Origin of the sequence: Haladaptatus sp. T7, assembly GCF_026008575.1 — an archaeon.
Lineage (GTDB): Archaea > Halobacteriota > Halobacteria > Halobacteriales > Haladaptataceae > Haladaptatus > Haladaptatus paucihalophilus.
In genome coordinates, this window is sequence record NZ_BROP01000001.1 from 583,177 (window position 1) to 601,670 (window position 18,494).

Genomic DNA, 18,494 nt, shown 5'->3' on the forward strand with positions numbered 1-18,494 from the left:
AATGATTGGCTCCGCGACGAGGGGGACGTATGGAGCGGAGAGTCCTTCGGTGGGTGGTGGTACTCGCGCTCGTCTTCGGGACGGTCGGGGGAACAACCGCCGCTGCCGTCGCGGACGGGACGAATAGGGAGGACGGGACGAACAGGGTGGACGGAGTGGCCGGGACGAACGCCCCGTCGCTGGCGATGCAAGAGGAAGTCCAGGAAGAAGAAGAGGGCGAGAACGAGGCGGAGAGAGAGAACGGCGGCGCGGGGGCCGGAATCGTCCCCGAGTGGTGGGGGTTCGGCGGTGAGGCCGCGGAAGCGGCCTACGTGGGACTGGCCGAACTCGGGGTGGCCGTCCTCCTCATCGGCGTCCTCGGCTACTCGGTGGGTAAACGAACCGGCATCGTTCCGCCGAAGTACCGACTTCGGTCGCTCAAACTGCACGAGGGGACGATGCTCGTCGGGGCCGCGCTCACGGTCCCGCACTTTCTGCTGGCGGAGGAGGAAGGCGGCGTCGGGTCGCTCGTCGTGCTGTTTCTCGCCGTCGAAGTTGCGAGCGGGTTCTACGGCCGCCATCTGCACAGACACGTCGTTCGAATGGGACGCGGCGAAGCCACGCCCGCCGTGGTCGGGTCGGTGTTCGACGTGACGAACCGCGTCCTGTTCCGCCGCTGGCGGACGATACACGTCTGGCTGACGGTCGTGACGGCGCTGGTCATCGCCCTTCACGTCCTGACGGCGGTCGGCGACTGACCGCGAACGCCCGGAACTACCCCTTCGACCCCCGCTCGTCGCGGAGCAATCCGTACCGAACCACGTCACACCACTCCCCATCGACGTAGCCCGCGCGTCTGGAGACGCCTTCTTCGACGAAGCCGACGCGATTCAACACCCGCTTCGAAGCCTCGTTCGTCTCGAACGCGGACGCGGTGAGTCGATGGAGTCCGAGTTCGGCGAACGCGTACTCGACCATGCGCTCGGCGGCGGCCGTGGCGTAGCCGTTTCGCCACTCGTCGGGTGCAATCCAGTAGCCGAGTTCGGCGTCCCGCGTGACGTGTACCCACGGGTGTTCGCGGATGAGGCGGACGTATCCGACCGGTTCGCCGTCGGCACAGACGAGCAACCCGATGGAGTCGTCGTTCTCCCCGACCGTTCCGCCGAGTCGTCGCTCGGCCCACTCCTCGTCGGCGGGTCGATAGGCGTGTCGCGTCGCCCGGACGTGCGGTTCGTTGCCGTTCTCGAGGAGGAATGGAACGTCTTCTTCGTCGGCCGGGCGGAGCGTTACGGGGTCGTTTTCGAGGAACACGGGACCGGGCATCGCGGTAGCGTTGGATTCCGAGAGATATCAAACTACCCGAATAGAAAAGCTTGGAACAACGCGGTTCAGTACGGGAAGATGCGGAATCCCTGCGGGAGGACGAACCCGAGAAGGAAGAACAACGACGCCGCGATGGTCGCGCAGATGACGGCGTAAGGTATCTGCGTCCTGACGTGGACGAGGTGGTCGCTCCCGCTGGTCGAGGACGCCAGAACCGTCGTATCGCTGATGGGCGAACTGTGGTCGCCGAAGATGCCGCCGCTGAACACAGCGCCCATGACGAGCGGGAGGTTCGCGCCGGTGGTGAACGCGATGGGGATGGCGATGGGGAACATGATGCCGTAGGTGGACCACGAACTGCCGTCGGAAAAGCTCACCATGCTGGTGATGAGGAACAGCGAGACGGGCACGAACTCCGGCGGCACGCCGGAGAAGTTGTTCGTGACGAACGAGGAGATGTCGAGGATGGTCACGGCGTTCTGGATGGAACTGGCGAACATGAGGATGACCGCGGCGAGCAAGATACCCTTGAACCCGCGCGTCATCGCCTCCGTCGCGTCCTTGTTGCTCGGGATGTCGCCCTTCGCGCGGTAGAGGACGAACGCGACGACCAGCGCCGAGAAGGACGCGAGTCCGAGGCTTACCCCGCCGATGTTGAACGCCCACTTCCCGCCGTCCGGGAGCATGAGCCGATAGCCGCCGACGGAGAACAGGGTGGTCATCGACGGCGCGGTGAGGACGGGACTGCTCCGCCAAAACATCGCGCCGAGGCCGACGAGAATCATCGTGGCGATGGGGATGGCGAAGTTGCGCCAGTCGGGCGTGGCCGTCTCGGCCATCTCGTACTCGTCCATCTCGCGGGATATCATCGGGTCGTGGTCGTCGCCGACGACGCCGCCGCCGTTGCGCGCCCGCGACTCCTCGCGGTCCATGCCCATGATGTTGGGAACGACCTGCCACGCGACCAGCGCGGCGACGATGAGCGCGACCCACGAGTAGAAGCCGAAGAAGATGCTGTTGAAAAAGAGCGGCCATATCTGGTTGGTCACCGCGTGGGCCGACTCACCCTGCCCGGCGACGTACTGACTCATGTCGGCGGGGAGTTTGTCCTGCTGTTGGGCCTGCACGAGCGCCTTCCCGATGAAGCCGATGAGCGCCGCGCCCCACGTCGAGTAGAACGCGAGTCGGGCGGCGGGGCTTCCGGCGGAATCGACGTAGTAGGCGAGTTTCGCCCGCGAGACGTCGTACTTGTCCGTCAACGGGCGCATCATCGACCCGACCACCAAGCAGTTGAAGTAGTCGTCGATGTGGATGATGATGCCCGCGAGGAACGCCGCCTTCTCGGCGTCCGCCGCGGAGTCTGTTCGCGCCGTGAGCGCTTCGAGGACGCCTCGGAGCGCCCCGGACCGAATCATCAGTCCTATCATCCCGCCGATGGCGAAGATGGCGAGCAGGACGTTCTCGACGTACCACGAGTCGGAAAAGAGCGGCGCAGTGGCGATTATCGTCGGGACGTGTTTCAGGCCGAAAACCCCGCCGAGGACCGTCCCCACGGGGCTTCCGATCATACTCCCCGGAACGCCGGCGGAGGCGGGCTTTATCGCCCCGTAGACGACGCCAGCGCTGGCGATACCGCAGAACAGCCCGATTATCGCGTCGCGCGAATACCACGCGAGGCTGATGGCGACCAGCGCCGGAACCACCGACCAGACTCCGGCATGAATCGTTTCCATACCCTTGTTCCCGAGCAGTCGAACAAATGGGTTTTGGGCGATTGCGTGACGAACGAATACCGAAGAAAAACGTTCAATTCAGTGAACTCGTGCGAGGAACTGTCTCGCACGCTCGGTTTCGGGATGGGCGAAGAAGTCGGCCGGCGGTCCCGACTCCACGATGCGGCCCTCGGACATGAGGACGACCCTATCGCCGACTTCGCGGGCGAAGCCCATCTCGTGGGTGACGACGAGCATCGTCATTCCCTCCTCGGCGAGATCGCGCATCACTTCGAGCACTTCGCCGACGAGTTCGGGGTCGAGCGCGCTCGTCACCTCGTCGAACAGCATGACGCTCGGGTCCATGGCCAGCGCGCGGGCGATGGCGACGCGCTGTTGTTGCCCGCCCGAAAGCTGGTTGGGATAGGAGTCGGCTTGGTCCGAGAGACCAACGCGGTCCAACATCGCGGTCGCCCACTTCGTCGCCTCCGACTCCTCGAACCCCTTGACCACTTGTGGCCCGAGGGCGACGTTTTCGACCGCGGTCTTGTGCGGGAAGAGGTTGAAGCTCTGGAACACCATCCCGATGTGCTGGCGCAGACTGTTCACGTCCACGTCCGGGTCGGTTATCGACTCGCCCTCGATGCGAATCTCGCCGCCTTGAATCTCTTCGAGGCGGTTCGTACACCGCAACAGCGTCGATTTCCCGCTCCCGCTCGGGCCGACGACGACGACCACTTCGCCGTCGTCCACGGAGAGCGAGACGTCCTTCAGGACGTGCGTCTCGCCGAAGTACTTGTCAACGCTGTCGTACTCGACTTCGGGAACGTCGGGGGCGCTCATCGTTCCGTCCCCCACATGGCGCGTTCCTCCATCGTTCGGACGAGTTTGCCGAGCGGCACCGTGATGACGAGGTAGGCGACGGACACCACGACGATGGGCGTCCACGCGTCGAACGTCGCGCTGTTCACGTTCCGGAAGACGCTGATGAGTTCGGGAATCGCCAGCACCGTCAGCAGCGACGTGTCCTTGACGAGGATAACGAGGTCGTTGCCGATGGCCGCGAGCGCGTTCCGCCACGCTTGGGGCAGGACGACGTAGCGCATCGAGTCGATGTACGACATGCCGAGCGAGCGCGCCGCCTCCGACTGCCCGCCGGAGACGGAGTTGATGCCGCCCTTGACCGCCTCGCCGATGTAGGCGGTGTGGTTCAGCGTCAACCCGATGATGGCCGCCGCGAAACTCCAGTTCTGGAGCGGGAACTGTCCCGGCGGCCAGAACGCCGGAACGCCGAGGTAGACGACGAACAACTGGAACAGCAGCGGCGTTCCGCGGAAGAACTCGACGTACAGCGTCGCTATCCGCTGGGTGAACCCGGTTTGTGACACGCGACCCAATCCGACCATCACGCCGAAGGTGAGCGACAGGACGCCCGAGATGAGGATTATCTGGAGGACGAGCAACAGCGCGTCGATGAACTGCGGGAGGATGGTCACCAGCAGTTGATAATCCACGAACTGCGTGAGGATCAACAGGAGGAAGAACGCGACGCCGAGCGAGAAGACGCCCGCGATGGCGATACCGAGCCACCTGACCCGCCGGTCGTTCAACCACCCCGTTTCACCGTCCGTCGGTCGCTCGATACCGCGCTCGGTGTATGTCTCGGCCATGAGGGACTCCTGCGGCGCTTAGCCGCTGGTCGTGCCTCCCGGCGTCTGGAAGTACTTGTTGTACAGTTCGTCGTACGTACCGTTGTCTCGGATGGTCGAGAGCGCGTCGTTGACCTGGTTTTTGAGTTGGTCGTCGTTCTTCCGGAAGGCGATGCCGTACTCCTCGACGGTGAGCGTGAGATACGGCGGCGCGTTTTCCTTCCCCTGTTCCTGGGCGGCACCCTCCCCCTTCAGGAACGTTACGTTGTCGTTCTGTTGGGCGAACTCGGCGTTGACCGTGTTGTCGTTGATGACGGCCGCGGCTTGGTTGTTCCCCAGCGCCGAGAACGCGCCCGGAATCTGGTCGTAGCTGTCGATGGTGAGGTCGCCGTTGAACTGCTTTTTCAGGTCCTGTGCGGCGGCCTCCCCCGTCGTCCCTTTCTGCACGGCGACCGTTTCGCCCTTCAAATCCTGCAGCGACGTTATGTCGCTGTTTTTCAGGATGAGGACGGTCTGATACGCCGTGAAGTACGGGTCGGAGAAATCGACCTGTTTCGACCGTTCCGGCGTGATGGTCATCGCGCTCATGATGACGCGGAAGTTCCCGTTGTTCAAACTCGGGATGATGGTGTCGAAGCTCGTCTGGACGAACTCGTAGTTGCGGTCGAGTTGGCCCTCGAAAACGGCATTGGCGATGTCCACGTCGAAACCGACGAGCTCGCCGGTCTTGGTCCGGTATTCGAACGGGCGATACGGGATGTCGGAACCGATTCTGATGGTACCGTTGTTCTGTGCGCTCGCGTTTCCGGCGAACGTCAGCCCAGCGATAGCTCCGCCGGTCCCCCTGAGAAAGCTCCGTCTGTGCATTGTAGTTCTCCCCCGATACTACATAGTCAAACAGCCTATAGAAGGCTACTGTCGGTTACTAACACCGTTTCGATAAAAATTTTGCCGGTCGCCCGCTGGTCGTTCGTCGGCGAATCGTTGGTCGTTCGCCAGTTGTCGGTTAGTCGTTCGTCGGCGAATCGTTGGTCGTTCGCCAGTTGTCGGTTAGTCGTCCGACGGGTAGCCGCCGGGCGAATCCGTCGCGGGTGCCGTCGCCTGCTGGGGTTCCTCGTAGGCCCACAGCGTCGTCGCGAGGAGCGACGCGAAGATCACCATCGCGGCGGCGTGGTGCGCCGTCTGCACGAGCGGTCCGTAGATGAGCACCGTCGCGCCGCCGAGCAGCACCTGCACCGGGAGGACGACCAGCGCGAGGGTCGCTGCGGCGCGGATTCGCGTGCTGTCGTAGTACTTCCACGCGCCGATGGTGGTGCCGAGGATGAAGAAGCCGGTCACCATGGCGACGAGTCGGTGGAACCACTCGATGAAGCTTGGAATCGTTTGCGGAATCAGCCCGCCGTCACAGAACGGCCACTGTTGGCTGCACGAGAGTCCCGCACCCATCGCGGCGGTGTACACGCCGAGCAGGATGAGGATGAACGTCAGTGCCGTCGTGAACGCGGCGAAGCGCCGAAATCGTGACCCCATCAGTTACACACCTCGGATTGGTCGTCTCCTATCACAGTAATCCCCTTTCTCGGGTGTTAGAAAGCGGTGTACTTAGGTCTGTCCGACTTTCCCGGAGACTGGGAGCGGAGGGAGAAACCGACGGGAGAACGAGAGACGACGCACGGAGCGGGTGGAGGAAGACGAGGTGTCGGGAGGTGCGGGGCGGAACGTCTCAGCCGGGACGACACCAAAAATGGAGCCAATCACTCGTTTAAAGGAGTGCGGACGCAATACAGCGAGTATGACGAAACGAGACCGTCTCGATGGCTTGCTCGCCGACCGTGACCTCGAATCCGTCTGGTTCGCGCGGCCGAACTCGTTCGCGTGGCTCACGGGCGGAAACAACGTCGTTGACCGCGAGGGCGACATCGGCGTCGCGGCGGTCGGCTACGACGGCGACGGCTTCCGCGTCGTCACGGACTCCATCGAGGCGGCGCGACTCCGCGAGGAAGAACTCCCCGACCACATCCCGGTCGCCGAGTACGAGTGGTACGAATCGTCGTTGGCCGAAGCGGTCGCCGACCGCGCGACGACGCCCGCCGCCGCGGATTTCGACGTGCCGGGATTCGAGTCGGTGGACGCCTCGCCGCTCCGGCAACCCCTCACGGACGAGGACGTGGACGCGTACCGGGAACTGGGAGCCGAAACCGCGGCCGCGGTCGAGGCCATCTGTCGGGAGTTGGACCCGACCGACACCGAGCGGGAAATCGCGTCGGCGGTTCGCGGCGCGCTCTCCGCGCGCGGCATCGAAACGCCAGTGGCGCTCGTCGGCGGGAGCGAACGGGCACAGCAGTACCGCCACTACACGCCGACCGAGGCGGAACTGGGCGACTACGCGCACGTCTCCGTGACCGCCGAACGGCACGGGTTGCACGCGAGTTGCACCCGAACCGTGGCGTTCGACGCGCCGGACTGGCTCGCGGAGCGACACCGGGCCGCCGCAATCGTGGAGACGACGGCGCTCGCGGCAACGCAACAGATAGCGGCGTTCGACGGACGGGCGAAGGACGTCTTCGAGGCGATTCGAGCGGCCTACGAACACGTCGGCTACGCGGGCGAGTGGAAACACCACCATCAGGGCGGCGCGGCGGGCTACGCCGGGCGCGAGTGGATCGCAACGCCAACGACGGACGACGAAATCGTACTGCCGATGGCCTACGCGTGGAACCCGACCGTGCAGGGGGCAAAGAGCGAGGACACCGTTCTCATCGCCGAGGACGGAATGGAGATCCTCACCGAGACGGGGAACTGGCCCGCTGAATCCGTGATGGCGTTCGACTACGAGGGAGCGCTCCCGCGTCCGACCGTCCTCGAACTCTGAGTTCGACGAACGTCGAAGGTAAATTCGACGCATTGGGATACCTTTTTACAGGCGGGCGAAAACGTACCCGGCATGGGACTCGACGAGGATTCACTCGATTACCACCGGAGCGACCCGCCGGGAAAGATAGAGATATCGACGACGAAGCCGACCAACACGCAGCGCGACCTGAGTCTCGCCTACTCTCCCGGTGTCGCCGCCCCCTGTAACGAAATCGCCGACGACGCCGGAAAGGCGTACTCCTACACCGCGAAGGGGAACCTCGTCGCCGTCGTTTCGAACGGCAGTGCCGTCCTCGGCCTCGGGGACATCGGCGCACAGGCGTCGAAACCCGTGATGGAGGGGAAGGGCGTTCTGTTCAAGCGATTCGCCGACATCGACGTGTTCGACATCGAACTCGACCAGCAGGACCCAGACGACATCGTACGAACGGTGAGCGCGATGGAGCCAACCTTCGGCGGCGTCAATCTGGAGGACATCAAGGCGCCGGAGTGCTTCGAAATCGAAGAGCGCCTGCGTGAAGAGATGGACATCCCCGTCTTCCACGACGACCAACACGGCACCGCCATCATCAGCGGGGCCGCCCTCCTCAACGCGGCGGAACTCACCGAGAAGGACCTGAGCGACCTGGAAATCGTCTTCTCCGGCGCTGGCGCGAGCGCCATCGCCACCGCTCGCTTCTACGTCTCGCTCGGCGCGCGAAAGGAGAACATCACCATGTGCGACTCCTCGGGCATCATCACCGAACAGCGCGTGCGAAACGGCGAGGTCAACGAGTTCAAGACCGAGTTCGCCCGCGACGTTCCCGAGGGCGACCTCGCGGCCGCGATGGAAGGCGCGGACGTGTTCGTCGGCCTCTCCGTCGGCGGCATCGTCAGTCAGGACATGGTGCGGTCGATGGCCGACAATCCGTTCATCTTCGCCATGGCGAATCCGGACCCGGAAATCGACTACGAGGACGCGAAGGAGGCCCGCGACGACACGGTTATCGTGGCGACCGGGCGCTCGGACTACCCCAACATGGTCAACAACGTCCTCGGATTCCCGTTCATCTTCCGCGGTGCGCTCGACGTTCGTGCGAGCGACATCAACGAGGAGATGAAGGTCGCCGCCGCGCGCGCGCTGGCGAAACTCGCCAAGAAAGACGTGCCGGACGCCGTGGTCAAGGCCTACGGCGACCAACCGCTCCAGTTCGGCCCGGATTACATCATCCCGAAACCGCTCGACCCGCGCGTGCTGTTCGAGGTCGCGCCCGCCGTCGCCGACGCGGCGATGGAAACCGGCGTGGCCCGGAGCGAACTCGACACCGACGAGTACGTCGAGACGCTCGAAGCGCGGCTGGGCAAGTCCCGCGAGATGATGCGCGTCGTCCTGAACAAGGCCAAAAGCGACCCCAAGCGCGTCGCGCTTTCCGAAGGGACGGACCGAAAGATGATTCGCGCGGCCTACCAGATGCGCGAGGAGGGTATCGCCAACCCCGTCCTCATCGGCGACCGCGACGAAATCGAGACGAACGTCGTCGACCTCGGTCTCGATTTCGACCCCGACGTCGTGGACCCGAAGAACGGCGACCACGAGGGCTACGCCGACCGACTCTACGAACTGCGCGGACGCAAGGGTATCACCCGAAACGAGGCGGGCGAACTCATCGAGAAAGATTCGAACTACTTCGGCAGCGTGATGGTCGAACAGGGCGACGCGGACGCCATGCTGACGGGGCTGACCCACCACTACCCGTCGGCGCTCCGCCCGCCGCTCCAGGTCATCAGCACCGCGCCGGACGTGGACTACGCCGCCGGAGTCTACATGCTCACGTTCAAGAACCGCGTCGTCTTCTGCGCCGACGCGACGGTCAATCAGGCACCCGACGAGGACGTGCTGACCGAAGTGACAAAGCAGACCGCCAAACTCGCTCGGCGGTTCAACGTCGAACCGCGGGCCGCGCTCCTCTCGTACTCCAACTTCGGCAGCGTCGATAACGAGGGCACGCGCAAGCCGCGCAAGGCCTCCAAGATGCTCCGCGAGGACCCCGAGGTCGACTTCCCCGTCGATGGCGAGATGCAGGCCGATACGGCCGTCGTCGAGGAAATCCTCAACGGCACCTACGAGTTCTCGGAACTGGACCAACCCGCGAACGTGCTCGTCTTCCCGAACCTCGAAGCGGGTAACATCGGCTACAAACTCCTCCAGCGACTCGGCGGCGCGGAGGCCATCGGCCCGATGCTCGTCGGCATGGACAAACCCGTCCACGTCCTCCAGCGCGGCGACGAGGTTAAAGACATCGTGAATCTGGCGGGCGTTGCGGTCGTTGACGCCCAGCAAGAGTAACACCGCGAGCGACGCGAGGCGCGGAGCGTCTCGCACGTGAACGGCTCTTTTTCGGGGACGCGAATGCCATCGCGCCAGAACCATCTCTGGCCGTCGAAAACGACGGCCGAAAGTGCATCACTAAAATGAACTGGAAGGTACTGATATCTACTAAATGATACTAACTACTTCCATCTACCGCGGTCGGTCGCTGACGGAGGGTTCGTACGCCGTCGATTCCTCATCGACCGAGTACAACCGTTTTACCGGGACGACGGTGTGCATCTTCGCTACGCCGCCCTCGTGCCGTCGCCACTTCGTGGAGTCGTGGAGGGCGTACCGCTCGGGGGACCGGGCTTTCAGTTCGGCGACCAACTCCGCGAACCGCTCCCCGTCGAACCGCGCTTCGGGGATGAAATCGGTATCGACGACCAACGAATCCCGGCGCGGAACGCGGTCGAGTCTGCCCTCGCAAACGCGTTCGAACTCGGACGCCAACGACGGCAGGTCCGTGTCGAGGGGGAGTTTGACGTACGCCTGTCTGTAGTCCGGCCGATCCGTCTTGCGCTTCCAGTACCGCGAGAACCAATCGAGTATCCGCGTGCCCATTCGCGTGCCACCGTGATGTCCCACTCAAACGGAGATAGTAGGCGTTTCGCTGTCCGTATCTCCCGGATTCGTGAGTAATTCTAGTATCGGACCGAACGCGAATCGGCGGCCGAACGGGACCGGGACCCGAACCTCTCAGAAGTCGGACCGGAGTTCGAACGCGAACGCGACCGCGCCGACGAGGAGGCTCACGTACGCGACGGAACTGTAGGGGCGGCCCGAAACGAGGAAGTAGTGCGCGAAGACGGCGACGACGGCGACGTAGAACCCCGCAGAGAGCGCCAGCAGGTGACGGTCGTCGGTTATCGGGGTGTCCGTGTGCGCGTTCACGTCGGCCGCCGTCGAGTCCGACCGGCGCGTCGGCCAGTCGTCGTCCCACTCGTCCGCGTCGAGGGACGGCGGGTCGGCGAGTATCGACTCGCTCCCCTTTTGGCGTCCGGTGTCCCGGTTCGGGAGTAGCTTCCGAACCCAAACGGAACCGGGGTTCAGACTGTCGCGGAGGAGGACCAACCCGGCGAGCAGGACGAGGTACGCCGGGAAGAAGGTGTAGTTGCCGGACAGGAACGACTTCGAGGGGTCGTCCGCCGCGTAGTGGACGGTGACTCGTTTGCCCTCCGCGTACCGATTCACGAGCGCGGTGGCCTCCGGTCGCTCCCCGCCGGGGATTTTGCTCGACGAGTAGACGTTATCGTTCCGGTAGGTCGTCCCGGCGACCGAATAGCGGTAGTCGATGGTGGGATAGTACGACTTCGAATCGCCGAATATGCTGGGTTTCCCCGTCCGCTCCGAGTGGACGGCGGTCGAAACGACGGTTCCGTCCGTCGTCTCGTAGGTGGTGATCTTTCGGTGCTGGCTGTACAGCGAATAGCCACCATAGCCGATCAGTGCGAGCGCGAGCACGAAAGCGAGGACTCTCCGGCTTCGATTCGACGGCATGCGTCTCTGGCTGAAATCGCTCGTCCCGTTTGAATTAGCTATCGGTTCCGGTGACTCGAAATCGGGGCAGTGGAAATCGGATCGGCGGAAACCGAGTCAACGGAAATCGGATCAGCAGGCTACTCGACCGCGTTCGTCTGCCGGAAATCGACGGGGAAACGCGAATCTCGTCGCTGTCTCACCCGCTCGCGTGTCTGTCGGCGCGGGACGGCGGCGGAATCTGCGGTTCGCTCGACTCCGGTACGTCGGGGAGGAGACACCGCTCGGGTTCGCGGTTGACGTGCGCGTACTGCTCGGGTGCGTTCGCCAGCGGATGAGCGGGGTTCTGCTCGCTTCGAATCCGTGCGGCACGGAGTTCGCCGAACCCGGCGATTCTGGCGCGGATACCCCGCCAGTGGTGTTTGCCCGCGAGCGGGACGGAGAACGGTTTCGGCGGTCGGCAATCCGTCCGGTTGTGGGCGAGGACGGCGTTGTTGACGTTGGCGGCCAGTTGGTCGTGGTCCACTAGCACGCCGACGCGTGCGTTTCTGGGTGCGCGGACGGCCAACACGTCGAGGCCGAGGTGGAGCGCCCGATACTCGGCGACGTTGTTGTCGGGCACGTCACTGTCGGGGACGGAGAGACGGGCGACGCGCCTGCCGTCGCGCGTTTCGATGATTACGCCGAGTCCACCGGCACCGGACTCCCGGTCGAACGACCCGTCGCTCGTGACGTAGAAATCACGGTGATGGGTGTGGGGTGGGTGGGCGATGTGTGGGGTGGGCGACTCATCGAACAGATCACGTAATGAGGGATGACGGCCGTGAACGGCCATATTTCCCGGTTCGGTATCGGGTCACATAAATCTGCGGTTAGGTTCGTTATAAAGTGTCATGAGATAATGGGACACGGGCGATGTTGTCCCATACCACAGATATATATGCAATTACCCGCCATGTCAGGGTATGCCCGATGAGCGACTAAATCGGCGGACGTATTTGAAGTTTGCAGGAGGCGCAGCGGCGTCAGCGGCCCTGGCGGGCTGTACTGGCGGTGGGGACAACCAGAATCAGGATGGAACCGACGGTCAAACGTCCAGTACCGACAGCGGAGGGGATGGCGGCGGAAACACGACAGGGGATTTCCCCGCGACCATCACGCAAGGACAGATGCCGTCCACGCTCGACCCACATAACCACCGGGAGACGACCACGGATAACGTCGTCCTACAGGCCTACGAGGGTCTGCTCTCGCGCAACGCGGACGGGAAAATCATCAAAAAGCTGGCGACGAAGTACGAGCGGACCGGCGACAAGACGGTCAAATTCACCATCCGCGACGGCGTGAAGTTCCACAACGGCGACACGCTGACCGCGGAGGACGTGGCCTTCAGCATCAACCGCATCGTGAAGTCCGGCGTCGGCGGGCTCGAAAGCCCACAGAAAGACCAGTTGTCGGGCGTGACGGGTGCGAAAGCCATGGACGGCGCGGTGGAAGTCACGTCGGACGGGGTGAATCCCATCATCTTCGCCCTCTTCGCGTCCTACTGTGACATCATGCAGAAGTCGTGGGTCGAAAGCCACGACAAGAACTACGTCGCGAAGAACATGAACGGGACCGGACCGTTCAAACTCAAGGATTACACGGAGGACGTGAAGGTCGTCTTCGAGCGCAACGAGGACTACTGGCAGGAACCGGCCTCGGTTTCGGAACTCACGTTCAACGCGGCGAAGGAGTCCAGCACGCGGGTGAACCAACTCGTCAACGGCGAGACGGACATCATCGTCAACGTGCCGCCGCAGGATGCGGGACGCGTGAAGGGGAACTCGAAATCCCGCCTCGCGGCGGTTCCGAGCACGCGCATCATCTACAACGCGATGCGCTACGACGTGAAACCGTTCGACAGTCCGAAGTTCAGGCAGGCGATGAACTACGCCATCGACCTCCAGAGCATCATCAAGAACGTGCTTTCGGGCTTCGCGGACCAGACCGGTCAGCCCACGCTGAAGGAGTTCACCGGCTACAATTCTAACGTCGAACCGTACCCGGCGAACAAGAAGAAGGCGGAACGACTGGTCGAGGAGAGCGGCAACGCCGGAGCGACGATTACCCTTCACACGCCCGTCGGACGGTACCTGAAGGACTTGGAGATAGCGCAAGCGGTGGCCCAGCAGATAGACCAACTCAAGAACGTCAACTGCTCGGTTCAACAGCGAGACTTCAACGCGCTCGCGGGAGAGCTGACGGACGGGAAGATAAAGACGGGACCGCACTTCTACCTCATCGGTTGGGGGAACGCGACGTTCGATGCGAGCCAAACCATCATTCCGCTGCTCACGACCGACGGCGCACTGACCTCCTACAGCAACGAGAAGGTGGACAAGCTGATGAAGGAGGCACAGAACATGCCCGACGGCGACAAGCGCAACGGGAAACTGAAGGAGGTGAACAAAATTCTCCACGACCAAGCGCCGTGGATATTCCTCAACCAGCAGTACAGCGTGTACGGCGTCAGCCAGCGTCTCAAGTGGAAGGCCCGTACGGACGAACGCATCGACGCATACGCTATCTCTCCAAAGTAGATGAACGCACTATCGATGGGGTGGTTATAGATGTCGATGGGACGATTTCTGCTCCGACGGAGCGTCCAAGGAATCTTCGTCATCTGGGGGGTCGTGACCGTGGTGTTTCTGCTCCGATTCGTCACGCCCGGGAACCCGATTACGGTCATCGCCCCCTTGGATGCCAGTCCGGCGCTGAAACATCGAATCGCGGTCGAACTCGGGCTGAACCAACCGCTGTACGTCCAGTACGGCGAGTACATCTGGAACTTGCTCCACGGGGACATGGGCTACTCGTTCATCTCGGGAACGCAAGCCAGCACGCGCATCTTCGCCCGCCTCCCGGCGACGGTCGAGTTGGCGGTTGCGTCGAGCATCGTCGCAATCGTGCTCTCGATTCCGCTGGGCGTCATCAGCGCGACGCGGCGACACGACCCGGTGGACTACGCCGCGACGACGTTCTCGCTCGCGGGAATCAGCACGCCGAACTTCTGGCTCGGCATCATGCTGGTGTTGCTCCTCGCGGTCGGGGGACCGTTCCCGACGAGTCATCGCGGTATCGGGTTCGTGCCCGCGGTGGAGATGCTGTTCTCGCAGGGAAGCGTGAGCGGACTCGTAACCTGGGCGAAACACATCTTCCTCCCGGCGATAACGCTGGGAACGTACTTCACCGCGCTCATCACGCGGCTCACCCGGAGCGGCATGCTCGACGAACTGGGCAAGACCTACATCCGAGCATCGCGGGCCAAGGGACTCCCGGAGACGCTGGTGCGATACAAACACGCGCTCCGAAACACCCTCATTCCCGTCATCACCGTCCTCGGCTTGCAGTTGGGAACGCTCATCGGCGGTGCCGTCATCACCGAATCGGTGTTCGCGTGGCCGGGGCTCGGGACGTTGGTCATCAACTCCATCAACGCCCGTGACTGGCCGCTGATTCAGGGGTCGCTCATCGTCATCGGCACCGGATTCGTCCTCGTGAACATCTTCGTGGACTTCCTGTACGCGTACATCAACCCGCAGGTGGTCTACGAATGATTTCGCCGCGGACGCTTCGGAACCTCAAGCGGGAGTTCCGTCAGAGCCTCTTGGCGAAAATCGGCATCGTCGTCGTCATCGCTGTGGTACTCGTCGCGGTGTTCGCCCCGGTTATCGCACCGCACAATCCGAACCGGCAGAACCTCGACAACTCGAAACTGCCGCCGCTCGGGTTCAGCAAGAAGACGACCCAAACGAGTTCGGAGATGGTCGATGGCGAGATACAGATCACCAACAACACGACGTATGTCAAGGCACAGCCGTCGCATCCGCTCGGAACGGACCAACTCGGGCGCGATATGCTCTCACGGGTGATTTACGGCGCGAGAACGTCGCTTCTCGTCGGTCTCTTCGGGACGGTGCTGGCGATGCTCATCGGCGTCACCGTCGGGTTGGTCGCGGGGTACTACGGCGAAATCGTGGACGACGCGCTGATGCGGAGCGCGGACATCATGCTGGCGTTCCCGTCGCTGGTGTTAGCGATAGCGCTGGTCGGCATGTTCAGGCGGTCGGTGTTCACGATACCCGACCCGGTAGTCGCCGCCGGACTCGTCTCGGGGATGCCCGGTCAAATCGCGATTCCGGGAACGGTCGTCATCGTCGTCGCGCTCGTGAACTGGGTCTGGTTCGCCCGCGTCTCGCGCGGCGAGGCCCTAACGGTGGTCGGCGAGGAGTACGTCAAAGCCTCCCGCTCGGTCGGCGCGAAGGACTCCTTTATCCTTCGAAAGCACATCCTGCCGAACAGCGTGACGCCCATCATCGTGCTCGCCACCATTCAAATCGCGGCCATCATCCTCCTCGAAAGCTCGCTTTCGTACCTCGGCTTCTCCGGGGTGAACCTCTCGTGGGGATTCGACATCGCACAGGGGAAAGACTACCTCGCCACGTCGTGGTGGATTTCGACGGTTCCGGGGCTCGCCATCGTCATCACCGTTATCGGCATCAACCTCGTCGGTGACTGGTTGCGCGACGCGCTCGACCCCGGTATCGAGGGCGAAGGAGGTGGCGTATGAGCGACCTGCTTCGCGTGCGCGACCTCTCGACCCGCTTCTTCACGGAGAAGGGGCAGGTCAACGCCTGTGAGTCCATCAGCTTCGACGTGCAGGAGGAAGAGGTGTTCGGCGTGGTCGGCGAGTCCGGGTCGGGGAAGAGCGTCGCTGCGCTCTCCATCATCGACCTCGTGGAGTCGCCCGGCAAAATCACGTCGGGCGAGGTGTGGTATCGAAACGCCACGCTCGCCGAAGAAGTCGAGGGCGACCGTCCCGAGGCGGTCGACGGCGAGTTCGTGGACATCCGTCAGCTGACGACGCGCGAGCGCCGCGCCTTGCGCGGACCGTCGTTCAGCATGATATTTCAGGACCCGATGAGCAGCCTGAACCCGTCGATACCCGTCGGCGAGCAGATAGCCGAAGCCGTCGAGGTGCAGCGCCGGGCGAGGTCGAACCCGCGTTCGACCCGCTCGCGGACGCAAGGGTACGGCCTCGCGAGCCTCGTCGCGGGCACGGTGCTCCCCTCCCAAAGCTACGTCAGCGAACCGAGCCGCGCGAAGGCGATCGAACTGCTCGAACAGGTCGGTATCCCCGACCCGGCGGACCGCGCCGACGAGTATCCCCACCAGTTCTCGGGCGGGATGCTCCAGCGGGCGATGATCGCCCAAGCGCTCGCCGGTGAACCGGACCTGCTCATCGCGGACGAGCCGACGACGGCGCTCGACGTGACGATACAGGCCCAAATCCTCGACCTGCTCCGCGACTTGCAGGCCGAGACCGGAATGAGCATCATGCTCATCACGCACAACCTCGGCGTCGTCGCGCGGATGTGTGATCGCGTCGGCGTGATGTACGCCGGTGAACTGGTCGAACGCGGAACCCTCGAAGACGTGTTCGACGCGCCGGTCCATCCGTACACGCAAGGATTGCTCGGGTCGCTTCCCGACTTGGAGGACCCGGCACCGCGTCTCCAACCCATCGAGGGGAACGTCCCCGACCTGCTGGATTCGGAGATGGGCGAGCGCTGTTACTTCGCCGACCGCTGTCCGAAGGCGATGGAGGAGTGTCTCTCCCATCCGTCGATGCACGACGCGGGCGGTAGCACCGAACACGAAGCGCGCTGCGTTCTCACCGAAACCGAGTACGACGAGTCGCGCGCGCTCTCGTCGAACCACTTCGGAGAATCCCAAACGGAGGAGAAACGATGACCGACCATCTCGTTCGCGTCGAGGAACTGCAGAAGTACTACTTCGAACAGAACACCCTGACCGACCGAATCCTCGGTCGTGAGCCGAAGAGCGTGAAAGCCGTCGATGGCATCTCGTTCGCCATCGAAGAGGGCGAAACCCTCGGATTAGTCGGCGAGTCCGGGTGTGGAAAATCCACGACGGGGGAGACCCTGTTGAGCCTCCGCGACGCGACGGACGGGAAGGTCGTCTTCGACGGTCGGAACGTCTACGACATGGACGACCTGACGGAGTTCAGAAAGCGGGCGCAAGTCGTCTTTCAGGACCCCTTCTCCAGCCTCGACCCGCGGATGACGGCGGGCGAAATCATCCGCGAACCGCTGGACGTTCACGGCGTCGGGTCGCGGACGGAACGCCGCGAGCGCGTCGAAGACCTCATGGAACGAGTCGGGTTGTCGGCGGAGCAGATAGACCGCTACCCCCACGAGTTCTCCGGAGGGCAGCGCCAGCGCATCGGCATCGCCCGCGCGCTGGCACTGGAACCGGACTTCATCGTGCTGGACGAACCCGTCTCGGCGCTGGACGTGTCCGTGCAGGCGCAGGTGTTGAACCTCCTGCAGGACCTCCAGAACGAACTCGGCCTGACGTACCTGTTCATCGCCCACGACCTCTCGGTGGTTCGGCACATCTCCGACCGCGTGGCGGTGATGTACCTCGGCGAAATCGTCGAACTCGGGCCGGTGGACGAGATATTCACCGACCCGCAACACCCCTACACGAAGGCCCTGCTGGAGAGCGTGCCGCGCGCCGATACGAGCGAGCAAGAGCGCGACATCCACACGCTCTCGGGCGACGTGCCGTCGCCGCGCAATCCGCCGTCCGGGTGTCACTTCCGAACGCGGTGTCCGAACGTCATTCCTCCCGACGACATCGAGATTTCCCAATCCGCGTACCGCGAGGTGATGGATTACCGAGAACGGCTCGAATCGGGCGAACTCTCCCTGAAGGGCGTTCGGGAGTTGGCCGCCGGTGCGGAGAAGAAACCCGAAGACGTAGACGACGAGGCTCTCGAAGCCGAGTTGTGGGACGAACTGTTCGACGACGAACTGGAGGGCGAAAACCGCGCGACCGTCTCCGAATCGTTCGACCGGTTCGTCGCGGGCGACCGCGACGGTGCCATCGCCGTGATGGCGGAACGCTTCGAGAGCATCTGTGAGCGCCGGACCCCGATGCTCCAGAGCCGCGAACACCCCGCGGCCTGTCACCTCTACGACCAACCGCCGGAGTCGGAGCGGGAGGCGGGACGGGAAGTGGAGTCGTCGGCGGACTGAACGGCCGGTCACGACGCCTATT

Annotated in this window: 17 protein-coding genes; 8 read left to right on the forward strand and 9 right to left on the reverse strand. The window is 63.5% G+C overall.

Going from position 1 to position 18,494, the window contains the following annotated elements:
- Positions 1-29: 29 nt before the first annotated feature.
- Entirely contained in the window at positions 30-737 is a 708-nt protein-coding gene (locus OPC11_RS03240; protein ID WP_264780996.1) for a hypothetical protein, read from the forward strand.
- Positions 738-753: 16 nt separating this feature from the next.
- Here OPC11_RS03240 and OPC11_RS03245 read toward each other — a convergent pair whose 3' ends face one another.
- The 6 genes from OPC11_RS03245 to OPC11_RS03270 form a co-directional block, all read right to left on the reverse strand.
- The gene (locus OPC11_RS03245; protein WP_264780997.1) at positions 754-1,302 is read right to left on the reverse strand and encodes a GNAT family protein; all 549 of its coding nucleotides are present in this window, start codon (positions 1,300-1,302) and stop codon (positions 754-756) included.
- Positions 1,303-1,367: 65 nt separating this feature from the next.
- Complete coding sequence (locus OPC11_RS03250) at positions 1,368-3,035, reverse strand: Na+/H+ antiporter NhaC family protein (RefSeq protein ID WP_264780998.1); 1,668 nt, start codon at positions 3,033-3,035, stop codon at positions 1,368-1,370.
- 78 nt (positions 3,036-3,113) lie between these two features.
- Positions 3,114-3,857, reverse strand: coding sequence for an amino acid ABC transporter ATP-binding protein (locus tag OPC11_RS03255; protein WP_069449440.1), 744 nt, complete (start codon positions 3,855-3,857; stop codon positions 3,114-3,116).
- Positions 3,854-4,684, reverse strand: a complete 831-nt coding sequence (locus OPC11_RS03260; protein ID WP_264780999.1) for an amino acid ABC transporter permease — start codon at positions 4,682-4,684, stop codon at positions 3,854-3,856. Before OPC11_RS03260 ends, OPC11_RS03255 begins: the two co-directional genes overlap by 4 nt.
- Positions 4,685-4,702: 18 nt before the next feature.
- A complete protein-coding gene (locus OPC11_RS03265) occupies positions 4,703-5,530 on the reverse strand; it encodes a transporter substrate-binding domain-containing protein (RefSeq protein WP_264781000.1) in 828 nt (275 codons plus the stop codon).
- 183 nt (positions 5,531-5,713) lie between these two features.
- Positions 5,714-6,193 carry a COX15/CtaA family protein gene (locus OPC11_RS03270; RefSeq protein WP_069449435.1) on the reverse strand — a complete coding sequence of 160 codons (480 nt, stop codon included), beginning with the start codon at positions 6,191-6,193 and terminating at the stop codon, positions 5,714-5,716.
- Between the two features lie 262 nt (positions 6,194-6,455).
- Here OPC11_RS03270 and OPC11_RS03275 point away from each other — a divergent pair, with 262 nt between their 5' ends.
- Positions 6,456-7,535 (forward strand): M24 family metallopeptidase, encoded by a 1,080-nt coding sequence (locus OPC11_RS03275; protein WP_264781001.1) that lies wholly within the window; start codon positions 6,456-6,458, stop codon positions 7,533-7,535.
- 72 nt (positions 7,536-7,607) lie between these two features.
- Positions 7,608-9,863 (forward strand): NADP-dependent malic enzyme, encoded by a 2,256-nt coding sequence (locus OPC11_RS03280; RefSeq protein ID WP_264781002.1) that lies wholly within the window; start codon positions 7,608-7,610, stop codon positions 9,861-9,863.
- A 174-nt stretch (positions 9,864-10,037) separates the two neighbouring features.
- Here the strand turns inward: OPC11_RS03280 and OPC11_RS03285 are convergent, their stop codons facing one another.
- The 3 genes from OPC11_RS03285 to OPC11_RS03295 all read right to left on the reverse strand — a co-directional run bounded on the left by OPC11_RS03285 (position 10,038) and on the right by OPC11_RS03295 (position 12,201).
- Positions 10,038-10,451 carry a hypothetical protein gene (locus OPC11_RS03285; RefSeq protein WP_007977894.1) on the reverse strand — a complete coding sequence of 138 codons (414 nt, stop codon included), beginning with the start codon at positions 10,449-10,451 and terminating at the stop codon, positions 10,038-10,040.
- A gap of 135 nt (positions 10,452-10,586) precedes the next feature.
- Positions 10,587-11,351 carry a DUF3592 domain-containing protein gene (locus OPC11_RS03290; protein ID WP_264781003.1) on the reverse strand — a complete coding sequence of 255 codons (765 nt, stop codon included), beginning with the start codon at positions 11,349-11,351 and terminating at the stop codon, positions 10,587-10,589.
- Between the two features lie 214 nt (positions 11,352-11,565).
- Positions 11,566-12,201, reverse strand: coding sequence for a reverse transcriptase-like protein (locus OPC11_RS03295; RefSeq protein WP_007977899.1), 636 nt, complete (start codon positions 12,199-12,201; stop codon positions 11,566-11,568).
- A 130-nt stretch (positions 12,202-12,331) separates the two neighbouring features.
- Here OPC11_RS03295 and OPC11_RS03300 point away from each other — a divergent pair, with 130 nt between their 5' ends.
- The 5 genes from OPC11_RS03300 to OPC11_RS22080 are packed head-to-tail and all read left to right on the forward strand — an operon-like array spanning position 12,332 to position 18,472.
- Positions 12,332-13,948 (forward strand): ABC transporter substrate-binding protein, encoded by a 1,617-nt coding sequence (locus OPC11_RS03300; RefSeq protein WP_264781004.1) that lies wholly within the window; start codon positions 12,332-12,334, stop codon positions 13,946-13,948.
- A gap of 30 nt (positions 13,949-13,978) precedes the next feature.
- A complete protein-coding gene (locus OPC11_RS03305; RefSeq protein ID WP_007977902.1) occupies positions 13,979-14,965 on the forward strand; it encodes an ABC transporter permease in 987 nt (328 codons plus the stop codon).
- Entirely contained in the window at positions 14,962-15,978 is a 1,017-nt protein-coding gene (locus OPC11_RS03310) for an ABC transporter permease (RefSeq protein WP_007977904.1), read from the forward strand. Before OPC11_RS03305 ends, OPC11_RS03310 begins: the two co-directional genes overlap by 4 nt.
- On the forward strand, positions 15,975-17,162 hold the full coding sequence (locus tag OPC11_RS03315; RefSeq protein WP_264781005.1) for an ABC transporter ATP-binding protein: 1,188 nt from the start codon (positions 15,975-15,977) through the stop codon (positions 17,160-17,162). Before OPC11_RS03310 ends, OPC11_RS03315 begins: the two co-directional genes overlap by 4 nt.
- Positions 17,159-18,472 (forward strand): oligopeptide/dipeptide ABC transporter ATP-binding protein, encoded by a 1,314-nt coding sequence (locus OPC11_RS22080; RefSeq protein ID WP_303648934.1) that lies wholly within the window; start codon positions 17,159-17,161, stop codon positions 18,470-18,472. The genes OPC11_RS03315 and OPC11_RS22080 overlap by 4 nt, the downstream gene beginning before the upstream one ends.
- The last annotated feature ends 22 nt before the right edge of the window (positions 18,473-18,494 follow it).